Source organism: Nocardia sp. NPDC059154, assembly GCF_042755705.1.
Classification (GTDB): domain Bacteria; phylum Actinomycetota; class Actinomycetes; order Mycobacteriales; family Mycobacteriaceae; genus Nocardia.
Map to the genome: position 1 here is coordinate 191,887 of NZ_JBHZCS010000008.1, position 12,221 is coordinate 204,107.

Sequence of the window (12,221 nt, forward strand, 5' to 3'; positions counted from 1 at the left end):
CGCGTGGATGGCCTCGACCGCCAGCTCCGTGACGAGGGCGCGCACGGTGTCGTTCGGGGCGGCCGCCCACCACTGGTGCGTCCAGGCCGCTACGGCCAAGGCGGACATGGAGATTACGGCCGCGATCGCCACCGTGCGCAGCGGCCGCAACCGGCTGCCCACCCGATCCGACCAGATCCCCGCGCCGATTCGTCCTCCCGCGCCCAGGATTTGGGTGGCCGTGACCAGCGCGCCCGCCGCCGGCAGCGACATGCCGACATCCCGGTGCAGCCACAGCAGGCCGAAGGTCCAGATGGTGGCCTGCGGAATCACCAGCAGAATCGACACCCCGTGAATGCGCCACAGCGTGGAGTCGCCACGGTACGGGTTGGCGGGACGCCCTGCGCCCCCGGCCGATTCGGGCCGTGGCGGATCCACGATCCCGAACAGGCAGCCGACCGCGGCCGCGCCCGCCATGGCCGCGGGGACCAGGACGGCCATCGAGAACCCGTGTGCCGCAGCGACGGCCGGGATGGTGATGGCGCCGACGGCCACGCCCAGCGGCTGGGCGGCCTGCCGGATGCCCATGGCCATCCCGCGCTGATCCGGCGGGAACCAGCCCACGATGACCCGCCCGCTGGCGGCATTGGTGCTGCCCGCTCCGGCCCCGGCCAGGAACAGCAATGCGCCCAGCGCAACATAGTTCGAGACCGTCGCCGCCGCCACGCCGGCCGCGAACATCAGCGCGGGACCGGCCACCAGGGCCTTGTGCTCGCCCACATGATCGACGATCCAGCCCCACGCGATCAGCGTGCAGACCAGGCCGACGGTGGGCATGGCGACCAGCAGACCGGCGGTGGCCAGCGGCATTCCGCGCTGGGTCAGCGCAGGCAGCAGGAAGGCGGTGCCGTGCACCAGCGCGGCGCTGGAGCTCTGGGCGAAGACGCCGAGCGCCAGCATGGTCCACCGTCGTGTCGTCCCGATCTGTGTCACGGTGGCCATCGCCCTCACCTCTGTCTCACTATTTGGAATTAATGTCCTACTCTGTGAACATCGGATCTCACCGTACACGTGATGCGCAAGACGATTTCTGGGACGAGCTGTCAGTTTGCTCACACTCGCCCACCGATCTTGTGAGTCCACCCGCGAGACCCGAGTTCGCCTGCGTATAAGGGCTTTCCACATTCGGATCGGGGCGATGCGGGCCGGGATGCCACCCCTCCCGGCCGCCCCCGCCCCCGCCCTGCCGACCCTCGTCCCCGGGTCCGTTCCCGCCCCGCGGTTGGGCGCGTTCGGGCAGGTCGAGGCCGGTCGATAGGATGCCAACCATGCGCCTAGGTCGAGTTGCCAGCCCAGATGGAGTCGCTTTCGTCAGCATCGAAGGGGACGGTTCCGACGCCGTCGTCCGGGAGATCGCCGAACACCCGTTCGGCACCCCGACCTTCACCGGTCGCAGCTGGCCGCTGGCCGACGTGCGGCTGCTGGCCCCGATCCTCGCCAGCAAGGTGATCTGCATCGGCAAGAACTACGCCGCGCACGCCGAGGAGATGGGCGGCCCGGCCCCGGCCGACCCGGTCATCTTCATGAAGCCGAGCACCTCGATCCAGAGCCCCAACGCCCCGATCATCCTGCCGCCCAGCTCTTCTCAGGTCGACTACGAGGGCGAACTGGCGATCGTCATCGGCCGCCCCTGCAAGGACGTGCCCGCCGCCCGCGCCAACGAGGTGATCCTGGGCTACACCGTCGCCAATGACGTCACCGCCCGCGACCAGCAGCGCCACGACGGCCAGTGGACCCGCGCCAAGGGCTACGACACCTTCTGCCCGCTCGGCCCATGGATCGAGACCGCGCTGGACCCTTCGGATCTGGAGATCGTCACCGAGGTCGACGGCCAGGTGAAGCAGCGCAGCCGCACTTCACTTCTGCTGCACGATATTCCGAAGCTGATCGAGTGGGTCACCGCCGTAATGACCTTGCTCCCCGGTGATGTCATCCTCACCGGCACCCCGGAGGGCGTCGGCCCGCTGCAGGCCGGCCAGACCGTGTCGGTGACCGTCTCCGGCATCGGCACCCTGTCCAATCCCGTTGCCGCCAAACGCTGAACGAAAGAGAGCCATGACTGACGTCCGGGTTCGTTTCTGCCCGTCACCCACCGGCACACCGCATGTGGGTCTGGTCCGTACCGCCCTGTTCAACTGGGCCTACGCGCGCCACCACGGCGGCACCTTCGTCTTCCGCATCGAAGACACCGACGCCGCACGCGATTCCGAGGAGTCCTACAACGCCATCCTCGACGCCCTGCGCTGGCTCGGCCTCACCTGGGACGAGGGCCCCGAGGTCGGCGGCCACTACGGCCCGTACCGGCAGTCGCAGCGGCGTGACATTCATCTCGATGTGGTTCAGCGCCTGCTGGCGGCGGGGGAGGCCTACGAATCCTTCTCCACCCCTGAGGAAGTCGAGGCCCGGCACAAGGCCGCCGGCCGCGATCCCAAGCTCGGCTACGACAACTTCGACCGCGACCTGACCGCCGAGCAGATCGCCGCCTACAAGGCCGAGGGCCGCCCGGCGGTGGTCCGGCTGCGCATGCCCGACCAGGACCTCACCTGGAACGACCTGGTGCGCGGCGAGACCACCTTCCGTGCGGGCGTGGTCCCCGACTTCGCGCTCACCCGCGGTAATGGCGATCCGCTCTATACGCTGGTCAACCCGGTCGACGACGCCATGATGAAGATCACCCACGTTTTGCGCGGCGAGGATCTGCTGTCCTCCACTCCGCGGCAGCTCGCGCTCTACGAGTCGCTGAAACGAATCGGCGTCGCGGAGTTCACCCCGGAGTTCGGTCACCTGCCCTTCGTGATGGGCCAGGGCAACAAGAAGTTGTCCAAGCGTGATCCGGAGTCCAATCTCTTCCATCACCGCGACCGCGGGTTCATTCCCGAGGGTTTGCTGAATTATCTGGCGCTGCTCGGCTGGAGCATCGCCGATGATCATGACCTGTTCTCGATGACCGAGATGGTGGAAGCCTTCGATATCTCGAAAGTGAATTCGAATCCGGCTCGATTCGACCAGAAGAAGGCCGACGCGCTGAACGCCGAACATATTCGGATGCTGAACCCCGGTGATTTTGCTCACCGGCTGCGCGAGTTCCTTACCGGACACGGCCATATCGGCGCCGAGATCGACGAGAAGCTGTTCGAAACCGCGGCCGATCTGGTGCAGACCCGGATCAAGGTGCTCGGCGATGGCTGGGATCTGCTGAAGTTCCTCTTCATCAAGCCCGAAGAGTTCGCCATCGACCCCGCCGCGGAGAAAAAGAATCTGGGCCCCGATGCCGCTCCGGTGCTGCAGGCGGCGGTGAAAGCCCTCGAAGGCGTTTCGGAATGGACCGTCACGCCCCTCGAAGAGGCGCTCAAAGCCGCGCTCATCGACGAACTGGGCCTCAAGCCGAACAAGGCCTTCGCGCCCGTGCGCGTGGCGGTGACCGGATCCCACATCAGCCCGCCGCTGTTCGAGTCGCTGGAACTGCTGGGCCGCGAGCTCACCATGGACCGCATGCGGTCCGCGCTCGCCGGGATCGCCTGAGATCGGTTCCGCGAAGGCCCGCAGGTAATCCGAAATGATGCACAAACCGGCCTCTGACCAGCCGGTTTGTGTATCTGCCGGGGGATGCTGCTAATCTTCTTCTCGGCCGGAAAGCGGTCGGGAGCTTCCCCCGGGAGGAACCCGAAAGCCCAGGTCAATGGGGTATGGTGTAATTGGCAACACAGCTGATTCTGGTTCAGCCATTCTAGGTTCGAGTCCTGGTACCCCAGCTGCGAGAGCTCCGGTTCTCGAATTCGAGAAGCTTCGGCGGACCGCAAAGTCTGCCGAAATCTCATCCTGGTCCCGTCGTCTAGCGGCCTAGGACGCCGCCCTCTCAAGGCGGTAGCGCGGGTTCAAATCCCGTCGGGACTACAAAGCGAAGGCCCCCAGCCGAACGGCTGGGGGCCTTCGCTTTTCTGTATGACCACGGTTGCCGACCGGCGGCGTCCATGGTTGCCGACCAGCCGTGCCTATGGTTGCTGACCGGCGGTGCTGCCGCCCAGCGGCATGGCGGGCAAGCCGAGTTTGCGGTGATCCCAGCTGCGGGTGCGCTCGGGCACCACGCGCACGGCCACCCGCTTGTTCAGCATGGCCTCCACGAACGGCTTGGCCTCGTCGGTGTACGGCCCGGTGTAGCGCTCCCAGACGCTGATTCCCACCTTGAACAGCGCCTCGGGGTCGTCGACGACCTCCGCGCGGCCCTCGATGGAAATGCCGCGCAGCTGGTCGTAGGTGTCGCCGGCCTCGAGCATCACGGTGATGCGCGGATCGCGGCGCAGATTCACCGTCTTCTGGGCCTTGGCCTTGGTCTCGAACCAGATCTCGCCGTCGATCACCGCGTACCACATGGCGACCAGATGCGGTGCGCCCGTGGCGCCCAGCGTGGCCATGGTGGCGATGCGGCTGCGCTCGATGAATTCGGTGATCTCCTGGTCGGACATCACGATCTGCGCGCGTTGATTAACTCCCATGGGCCGACTGTAATTTACGGCGTATGAGCACAGTCACAGTGGCCATTTCCTGCCACCTGGCTCACAGCTGGAGCGGTCGATCCGGCCCTGGAAACGGCACATCCGGGCCCCGGAAACCAGCGCAGCTCCCGCCGGAATCCGGCGAGGGCTGCGGTCGGGAAGCCGAGAAACTGCAGGCGGGTGGCTGAGCGACCCGTGGGGCTGTCGTGACGGCAGTGGCCACTCCGGGGGTTGCCCCGGGCCCGGAAAGTCCGTCAGAGGCGCTTGTGGAGGGCGTCGGCGGCGGCCACCAGATCGGCTGCCCAGCGGGCGCCCGGCCGGCGGCCCATGCGGTCGATGGGTCCGGATACCGAGACGGCCGCGACCACGCCGCCCGCGGCGTCGCGCACGGGTGCGGACACGCTGGCCACGCCGGCCGCGCGCTCGGCGGCGCTCTGCGCCCAGCCTCGGCGGCGCACCTCGGCCAGGGCCCGCTCGCCGAAGACGGCCTCGGGCAGGACCGTGCGCTGCATCTCGGGATCGGCCCAGGCCAGCAGCACTTTGGCGGCCGAGCCCGCGGTGAGCGGCAGGCGCGCCCCGATCGGCACGGTGTCGCGCAGGCCCGCGGCGGGTTCCATGGCGGCCACGCAGACGCGGGCATTGCCGTCGCGCCGATAGAGCTGCACGCTCTCGCCGGTGATCTCGCGCAGGCGCGGCAGGATGGTGGCGGCGGCGTCGAGGAGCGGGTCGCTGGCGGTTGTCGCCAGCTCCGACAGGGCCGGGCCGGGCCGCCACAGACCCTGGCTGTCACGGGCCAGCATGCGGTGGGTTTCCAGGCCCACGGCCAGGCGGTGCGCGGTCGCGCGGGGCAGTCCGGTGCGGGTGCAGAGCTCGTTGAGGCCGCAGGGTTGCTCGGCTACGGCGTGCAGGACGGCCATCGCTTTGTCCAGAACCCCGATACCGCTATGCTGTCTCATAGAACGATATTAGCGTCTCGCATGTTGGGAAATGCAAACCAGCCGCTCCCAGCTCGGACGCCAGTCACCGCGCACACCACGGGGCGTGGGTATGTCAATCGAGAGGTGAGCAGTTATGGCCGACCGGCCACGCACTCTGGCGGAGAAGGTCTGGGACCAGCACGTCGTCGTCCGCGGCGCGGGCGAGGGCGCGAATCGCGAACCCGACCTCATCTACATCGACCTGCACCTGGTGCACGAGGTCACCAGCCCGCAGGCGTTCGACGGACTGCGCGCCGCGGGTCGCCCGGTGCGCCGCCCGGATCTCACCATCGCCACCGAGGACCACAACGTCCCGACCATCGACATCGACAAGCCGATCGCGGATCCGGTGTCGCGCCTGCAGGTCGAGACGCTGCGCAAGAACTGCGAGGAATTCGGTGTGCGCCTGCACCCGATGGGCGATCTCGATCAGGGCATCGTCCACGTGGTGGGCCCGCAGCTGGGCCTGACCCAGCCGGGAACCACGGTGGTGTGCGGTGATTCGCACACCTCCACCCACGGTGCGTTCGGCGCGCTGGCCATGGGCATCGGCACCTCGGAAGTGGAACATGTGCTGGCGACGCAGACTTTGTCGCTGCGCCCGTTCAAGACCATGGCCATCAATATCGATGGGCAGCTGCCCGCGGGCGTGACCTCCAAGGACGTGATCCTGGCGGTCATCGCGCAGATCGGCACCGGCGGCGGCCAGGGCTACGTGCTGGAGTACCGCGGCGAGGCGGTGCGCGGCATGTCCATGGAGGCCCGGATGACCATGTGCAACATGTCGATCGAGGCCGGCGCCCGCGCGGGCATGGTCGCGCCCGACGAGGTCACCTACGAGTTCCTGGAGGGCCGCCCGCACGCGCCCGAGGGCGCGGACTGGGAGGCCGCCGTGGCCGCCTGGGACGCCCTGAAGACCGATGAGGGCGCGGTTTTCGACGCGGAGGTCCACATCGACGCCTCCACGCTGACCCCCTTCGTCACCTGGGGCACCAACCCGGGACAGGGTGCGCCGCTGGGCGACTCGGTGCCGGATCCGGAGCAGATCGTCGACGAGAACGAGCGCGCGGCCGCCGAGAAGGCGCTGCAGTACATGGACCTGCAGCCGGGCACTCCGCTGCGGGATGTCACCGTGGACACGGTTTTCGTGGGTTCGTGCACCAATGGCCGGATCGAGGATTTGCGTGCGGTCGCAGACATTCTGACGGGCCGAAAGGTCGCGGACGGTGTACGCATGCTGATCGTGCCGGGCTCGATGCGGGTGCGGCTGCAGGCGGAAAAAGAGGGTCTGGGCGAGATTTTCACCGCTGCCGGCGCGGAATGGCGCCAGCCGGGATGCTCGATGTGCCTGGGTATGAACCCGGATCAGCTTTCCCCCGGTCAGCGCTGCGCCGCCACCTCGAACCGGAACTTCGAAGGGCGACAGGGCAAGGGCGGTCGCACGCACCTGGTCTCGCCGCTGGTCGCCGCGGCCACCGCGGTGCGCGGAACCCTGTCCTCACCTGCGGATCTGAACTGATCACATTCCGGTAGCGGCCCAGATGCCGCTGCCCCCACAGACTCAGGAGAATCACCGATGGAAGCCTTCAAGGTCCACAAGGGGATCGGCGTTCCGTTGCGCCGATCCAATGTCGACACCGACCAGATCATCCCGGCGGTGTATCTGAAGCGCGTTACCCGAACGGGTTTCGAGGACGGCCTGTTCGCGGCATGGCGGACGGATCCGAACTTCATTCTGAACACCGAGCCCTTCAACCGCGGTAGTGTGCTGGTCGCTGGTCCGGATTTTGGTACCGGATCCTCACGTGAGCACGCCGTTTGGGCCTTGAAGGACTACGGGTTCCGGGTGGTGATCTCGTCTCGCTTCGCCGACATCTTCCGCGGGAACGCGGGCAAGGACGGGCTTCTGACGGCCCGGATGGCGCAGAGCGATGTGGAATTGCTCTGGAAGTTGCTCGAGGAACAGCCGGGTTTGGAATTGGCGGTGGACCTCGAGGCGCGAACCGTCTCGGCCGGAACGGTCGTGTTGCCGTTCGATATTGACGACTACACCCGGTGGCGCCTGCTGGAAGGGCTGGACGACATCGGGCTCACTCTGCAGCACAGTGATGAGATCGACCGGTTCGAAAACGCAAGGCCGACTTGGAAACCCGCCACCATTCCGGCCCGTATTTCGCAGACGTAATCATTGATGGGCGTTAGCTGAACCCCCTCAAACCAGGTAGCTGAGCGTGTGCCATGCGTCATGTATTTCCGCGTGGCACATAGACTCTTGCCCGGAAAGGGTTTACCGTGGTACCTAGTCGGTCCGACGACGGGCCATTAGTCTGCGGAGGATTCAATGAACAAGGCGGAACTGATCGATGTTCTGACCGAGAAGTTGGGTACTGACAGGCGCACCGCTACTGCTGCAGTCGAGCAGATGGTCGACACGATCGTGCGTGCTGTGAACAAAGGTCAGAGCGTCACCATCACCGGATTCGGTGTCTTCGAACAGCGTAAGCGGGCCGCCCGGGTCGCTCGTAACCCGCGCACCGGCGAAACCGTCAAGGTGAAGCCGACTTCGGTGCCGGCGTTCCGCCCCGGCGCTCAGTTCAAGGCGATCATTGCCGGCAAGCAGAAGATCGCTTCGAGCGGCCCGGCCGTGAAGCGCGGTGTGGCCGCCCCGGTTTCGGGTAAGACCACCGCCAAGAAGACCACCGCCAAGAAGACGGCCAAGAAGGCCGCCACCAAGGCGCCGGCCAAGACCACGGCCAAGAAGGCCGCCTCGAAGGCGCCCGCCAAGAAGGCCACGGCCAAGAAGACGGTGGCGAAGAAGACGGTCGCGAAGAAGACCCCGGCCAAGGCCACTGCTGCCAAGAAGACCACGGTCGCCAAGAAGGCCACCAAGGCCACCGCTTCGAAGGCCACCGCCAAGAAGACGGCCAAGAAGGCTCCCGCCAAGAAGACCGCGGCCAAGCGCACCGCTCGCCGGTAGCGAGGCCACAACCCGTCGCTGACGGGGGTTTTCGAGCAGGACGACACGTGAAACGGCCCGGCATCGCCGGGCCGTTTCGTATGTGCGGGGGCGGGTTGTGCGGGGGTGGGTTGGGGGTTCGAGGGGGGTTGGAATCGGCAGTACGCCCGGCGGAAATCGGCAGTGCGCCGGATGGATTCGGCCGGACAGGGGCCGGTACGGGGGCGTTCCAAGGGTTCTCGCCGGGCCGGGCCGCCGGCCGGCGGGGAAAAAACGCCCGCCGACGGGCCGGAAAGCCGTCAGCCCCGGGGGAGATCGGCCGGGGTGAGAGCGCGGTCGAGATGGTCGGCCGCGATCAGACGGCCGTCGTGGAAGGACAGCACCCAGACGCTGCCCTTGCGGTTGCGAGCCGGTGGCAGGCTGATGCCGTCGGCGGCGGCCCACCACTCCAGCAGATCCGGAATCACCTTGCCCTGACTGGAGATCACCCGCACGGTGTCGGCGGAGACCAGGTCACGGGCGCGTTTGCGGGCGGCATCGGGTGCTGCCGCATAACCGGATTCGGAGAACAGCGGTTCGAGTTCCACGTCCATGCCCAGCTTTTCCGCCAGCGGGGTCACAGTTTGGACACAGCGGTCCGGTGGGGCGGAGAGGATTTCGGCCGCGCCGAAGGCGAGCAGGTTCGGCACCAGGGCGCGAGCCTGTGCGCGACCGGCCTTTTCGAGCGGGCGCAGATCGTCGTCACCGGCGAAACGGTCGCTGCGACCGGCCTTGGCGTGCCGCACCAGCAGCAGGGTGGCGGTTTCGGCGGGCTGGCGCAGGAAGTTCCGGACGATGCTGCGGTCCATGGGATAGGACAGGGCGTCCATCACGGTGTCGAGACGACGCCAGTCCAGGGCGTCGACCTCCGGATTGGATTCGAACGCCCCGTCCAGGACCCGGGCGGCCCAGTAGTCCACTCGCTTGAGCTTGCGATGCCCGGTCACCGGATACGTCACGTGGCCCAGATAGCGGCCCAGGCGCGAATTCAGGCCCGTTTCCTCGGCCACCTCGCGCACGGCCGTGACCACCGGCGTCTCACCGGGATCCAATTTCCCCTTGGGCAGCGACCAGTCGTCGTATTTGGGCCGGTGCACCAGGGCGATCTCGAGCCCGCCATCCGCCGCCGGACGCCACAGCACCGCGCCCGCCGCCAGAATATTGGCGGCGACGCGGGGATCGGCGAAATCGGCGGCAGGATCGAAGTGAGCCGGGCTCACTGGTGCACCGGACGTCGCAGCCGCATCAGGTGCTCCTGGTGATCGCGGATCTGATCGCCGGGGACGTCGGGTCCGGGCTGGGCGGCCCAGCTGCCGTCGGCCTGCAGCACCCAGCAGCGGGTGGCCGGGTGCAGCGCGGAGTCGAACACCTGGCCCAGTTGCTCGGTCAGCTTCGGATCCTTCACCTGCGCCAGCACTTCCACGCGCCGGTCGAGGTTGCGGTGCATCATGTCGGCGCTGCCGATCCAGTACTCGTTCTGGGCCTGGAAGTGCAGAACACGCGAATGTTCCAGGAAGCGGCCGAGAATCGAGCGCACCCGGATGTTCTCGCTCATACCCGCCACCCCGGGCCGTAGCCCGCAGATGCCGCGCACCACGATGTCGACCGGCACCCCGGCCTGGGAGGCGCGGTAGAGGGCGTCGATGATCTGCTCGTCGACGATAGCGTTGGCCTTCAGCCGGATTCGCGCCGGTTCGCCCTGCGAGGCCAGCTCGACCTCGCGCTCGATGCGTTCGACGATGCCGGCGCGCACGCCGGTCGGGGCGACCAGCAGGTTGCGGTAGTTGGCCTTTCGCGAGTACCCGGTGAGCGAGTTGAACAGGTCGGTGAGGTCCGCGCCGATCTCCGGTGCGGCCGTGAGCAATCCGACGTCCTCGTACAGGCGTGCGGTCTTGGGGTTGTAATTGCCGGTGCCGATGTGGCAGTAGCGACGGATGGTGGCACCCTCGCGCCGCACCACCAGGCAGGTCTTGCAGTGGGTCTTGAGCCCGACCAGGCCGTAGACCACGTGCACGCCGGCCTGCTCCAGCGCCCGCGCCCATTTGATATTGGCCTGCTCGTCGAAGCGGGCCTTGATCTCGACCAGCGCGACCACCTGCTTGCCCGCCTCGGCGGCGTCGATGAGCGCGTTGACGATGGGGGAGTCACCCGAGGTGCGGTACAGGGTCTGCTTGATGGCCAGCACCTGCGGGTCGGCGGCGGCCTGCTCGATGAAGCGCTGCACGCTGGTGGAGAAGGAGTCGTAGGGGTGGTGCACCAGCACGTCGTTCTCGCGCAGGGCGGCGAAAACGTTTCGGGGCGTTTCGCGTTCGCCGAACGCCGGCGGGGTGGCCGGGACGTAGGGGGCGTCCTTGAGGCTGGGGCGGTCCACGCCGTAGACCTGCCACAGGCAGGACAGGTCGAGCAGGCCGGGCACCTGGATGACGTCGGCCGGGTCCACGTCGAGTTCGCGCAGCAGCAGATCGAGCATGTGCTCGGTCATGTCGTCGGAGACTTCCAGCCGCACCGGGGATCCGAAGCGGCGGCGGGCGAGTTCGCGCTCCAGGGCCTGCAGCAGGTCCTCGTCGCGGTCCTCCTCGACCTCCAGGTCGGCATTGCGGGTGATCCGGAACGAATGCTGTTCCACCACTTCCATTCCCGGGAACAGCTGATCCAGGTGCGCGGCGATCAGCTCCTCCATCGGGAGGAAGGCGGCCAGGGACGGGCCTTGTGCCGCAGCGGAATCGCGGTTCGAGGCGGTATTGCCGGTCGCGACCCGGCGGACCCGGACGAAGCGATCCACATTGTCGGGCACCTTGACCCGGGCGAAGTGCTCACCGCCGGTGATCGAATCCTTCACCGTCACAGCGAGATTCAGGCTCAGGCCACTGATGTAGGGGAACGGGTGGGCCGGGTCGACCGCCAGCGGGGTCAGCACCGGGAAGACCTGATCCTGGAAATATCCGGACAGGCGCTGCCGTTCGGTGTCCTCCAGATCGGCCCAGCGGATGATGGCGATGCCCTCGGCGGTCAGCGCGGGCAGCACCTGGTCCAGGAAGACGCGGGCGTGGCGCTCGCCGATCTCCTGGGTACGGACGGCGATCATCTCGAGCTGCTCGGTGGGCGACAGGCCGTCGGCGGACCGCACCGACAGTCCGGTTTCCGCGCGGCGCTTCAGACCGGCCACCCGGACCATGTAGAACTCGTCCAGATTCGAGGCGAAAATGGCGAGGAATTTGGCGCGCTCGAGCAGCGGCTGGGAATGGTCCTCGGCGAGGGCGAGGACGCGGGCGTTGAAATCGAGCCAGCTGAGTTCCCGATTGACATACCGGTCCGCCGGCAGCGGCGTTAAGGCGGTGGGCGGTGGGGTTGCCGCGGGCGGCGCCGCCGGTAGTAGCGGCGGTTGCTTGACGGTATCCGTATCGCTCACTCTCACGATCATTCCTTATGTCGCGGGTGGGGTGCCGAACTGACACCGTCCATTGCAGCGCAGATCACGCGGCGTCAGCACAGTGAGGACCCGGCTCGGTGCATATCTTCGATTCCTCGACACGCCTGCGACACGCCGATTTCACGCAGCAGCGCGCAGGTGGCCGTTCCGACCCCGAGCGCCGCGGCGCGCTCGAGATCCGCGGCGGTGTCGACGTCCTGCCGCAGTCCGGGCCACTTGCCCAGCAACTCCACCGCGCCGCCAGCGATGTGGCGGCGGGCGGAGTCCGGACCGAAAAGCGGGTTCGG

10 protein-coding genes, 2 tRNA genes and 1 pseudogene are annotated in these 12,221 nt (G+C 67.4%); 7 read left to right on the forward strand and 6 right to left on the reverse strand.

Going from position 1 to position 12,221, the window contains the following annotated elements; translation table 11 throughout:
• On the reverse strand, positions 1 to 981 hold a 981-nt coding region (locus tag ACFXN1_RS10280; RefSeq protein WP_379463546.1), incomplete at its 3' end, for an MFS transporter.
• Between the two features lie 326 nt (positions 982 to 1,307).
• Here ACFXN1_RS10280 and ACFXN1_RS10285 point away from each other — a divergent pair.
• The 4 genes from ACFXN1_RS10285 (at position 1,308) to ACFXN1_RS10300 (ending at position 3,933) form a co-directional block, all read left to right on the forward strand.
• On the forward strand, positions 1,308 to 2,081 hold the full coding sequence (locus ACFXN1_RS10285; protein ID WP_354837894.1) for a fumarylacetoacetate hydrolase family protein: 774 nt from the start codon (positions 1,308 to 1,310) through the stop codon (positions 2,079 to 2,081).
• 13 nt (positions 2,082 to 2,094) lie between these two features.
• On the forward strand, positions 2,095 to 3,561 hold the full coding sequence (gene gltX / locus ACFXN1_RS10290; RefSeq protein ID WP_379446529.1) for a glutamate--tRNA ligase: 1,467 nt from the start codon (positions 2,095 to 2,097) through the stop codon (positions 3,559 to 3,561).
• A gap of 158 nt (positions 3,562 to 3,719) precedes the next feature.
• Positions 3,720 to 3,791 (forward strand) — tRNA-Gln (locus ACFXN1_RS10295).
• Positions 3,792 to 3,860: 69 nt separating this feature from the next.
• Positions 3,861 to 3,933 (forward strand) — tRNA-Glu (locus tag ACFXN1_RS10300).
• Between the two features lie 98 nt (positions 3,934 to 4,031).
• Here the strand turns inward: ACFXN1_RS10300 and ACFXN1_RS10305 are convergent.
• The gene (locus ACFXN1_RS10305; RefSeq protein WP_379446348.1) at positions 4,032 to 4,532 is read right to left on the reverse strand and encodes a pyridoxamine 5'-phosphate oxidase family protein; all 501 of its coding nucleotides are present in this window, start codon (positions 4,530 to 4,532) and stop codon (positions 4,032 to 4,034) included.
• A gap of 254 nt (positions 4,533 to 4,786) precedes the next feature.
• Positions 4,787 to 5,488 carry an IclR family transcriptional regulator gene (locus ACFXN1_RS10310; RefSeq protein WP_354837888.1) on the reverse strand — a complete coding sequence of 234 codons (702 nt, stop codon included), beginning with the start codon at positions 5,486 to 5,488 and terminating at the stop codon, positions 4,787 to 4,789.
• Positions 5,489 to 5,603: 115 nt separating this feature from the next.
• Here ACFXN1_RS10310 and leuC point away from each other — a divergent pair, with 115 nt between their 5' ends.
• The 3 genes from leuC to ACFXN1_RS10325 all read left to right on the forward strand — a co-directional run bounded on the left by leuC (position 5,604) and on the right by ACFXN1_RS10325 (position 8,486).
• Entirely contained in the window at positions 5,604 to 7,028 is a 1,425-nt protein-coding gene (gene leuC, locus ACFXN1_RS10315; RefSeq protein WP_379446350.1) for a 3-isopropylmalate dehydratase large subunit, read from the forward strand.
• Positions 7,029 to 7,085: 57 nt separating this feature from the next.
• Entirely contained in the window at positions 7,086 to 7,694 is a 609-nt protein-coding gene (gene leuD / locus ACFXN1_RS10320) for a 3-isopropylmalate dehydratase small subunit (protein WP_379446351.1), read from the forward strand.
• A gap of 156 nt (positions 7,695 to 7,850) precedes the next feature.
• Entirely contained in the window at positions 7,851 to 8,486 is a 636-nt protein-coding gene (locus tag ACFXN1_RS10325; protein ID WP_379402801.1) for an HU family DNA-binding protein, read from the forward strand.
• A gap of 278 nt (positions 8,487 to 8,764) precedes the next feature.
• Here the strand turns inward: ACFXN1_RS10325 and ACFXN1_RS10330 are convergent, their stop codons facing one another.
• From ACFXN1_RS10330 to ACFXN1_RS10340, 3 genes and pseudogenes are all read right to left on the reverse strand, one after another.
• Positions 8,765 to 9,724, reverse strand: coding sequence for an NUDIX domain-containing protein (locus ACFXN1_RS10330; RefSeq protein ID WP_379446352.1), 960 nt, complete (start codon positions 9,722 to 9,724; stop codon positions 8,765 to 8,767).
• Positions 9,721 to 11,925 (reverse strand): RNA degradosome polyphosphate kinase, encoded by a 2,205-nt coding sequence (locus ACFXN1_RS10335; protein WP_379446353.1) that lies wholly within the window; start codon positions 11,923 to 11,925, stop codon positions 9,721 to 9,723. The genes ACFXN1_RS10330 and ACFXN1_RS10335 overlap by 4 nt, the downstream gene beginning before the upstream one ends.
• 62 nt (positions 11,926 to 11,987) lie before the next feature.
• A pseudogene (locus ACFXN1_RS10340) lies at positions 11,988 to 12,221 on the reverse strand (hypothetical protein); the annotation flags it as partial.

Excerpts from the sequence above, each read along its gene's own strand:
- leuC (WP_379446350.1), top strand. The coding sequence starts at position 5,604 with ATGGCCGACCGGCCACGCACTCTGGCGGAGAAGGTCTGGGACCAGCAC.
- leuD (WP_379446351.1), top strand. The coding sequence starts at position 7,086 with ATGGAAGCCTTCAAGGTCCACAAGGGGATCGGCGTTCCGTTGCGCCGA.
- ACFXN1_RS10325 (WP_379402801.1), top strand. The coding sequence starts at position 7,851 with ATGAACAAGGCGGAACTGATCGATGTTCTGACCGAGAAGTTGGGTACT.
- ACFXN1_RS10305 (WP_379446348.1), bottom strand. The coding sequence starts at position 4,532 with ATGGGAGTTAATCAACGCGCGCAGATCGTGATGTCCGACCAGGAGATC.
- ACFXN1_RS10310 (WP_354837888.1), bottom strand. The coding sequence starts at position 5,488 with ATGAGACAGCATAGCGGTATCGGGGTTCTGGACAAAGCGATGGCCGTC.
- ACFXN1_RS10335 (WP_379446353.1), bottom strand. The coding sequence starts at position 11,925 with ATGATCGTGAGAGTGAGCGATACGGATACCGTCAAGCAACCGCCGCTA.
- ACFXN1_RS10285 (WP_354837894.1), top strand. The coding sequence starts at position 1,308 with ATGCGCCTAGGTCGAGTTGCCAGCCCAGATGGAGTCGCTTTCGTCAGC.
- gltX (WP_379446529.1), top strand. The coding sequence starts at position 2,095 with ATGACTGACGTCCGGGTTCGTTTCTGCCCGTCACCCACCGGCACACCG.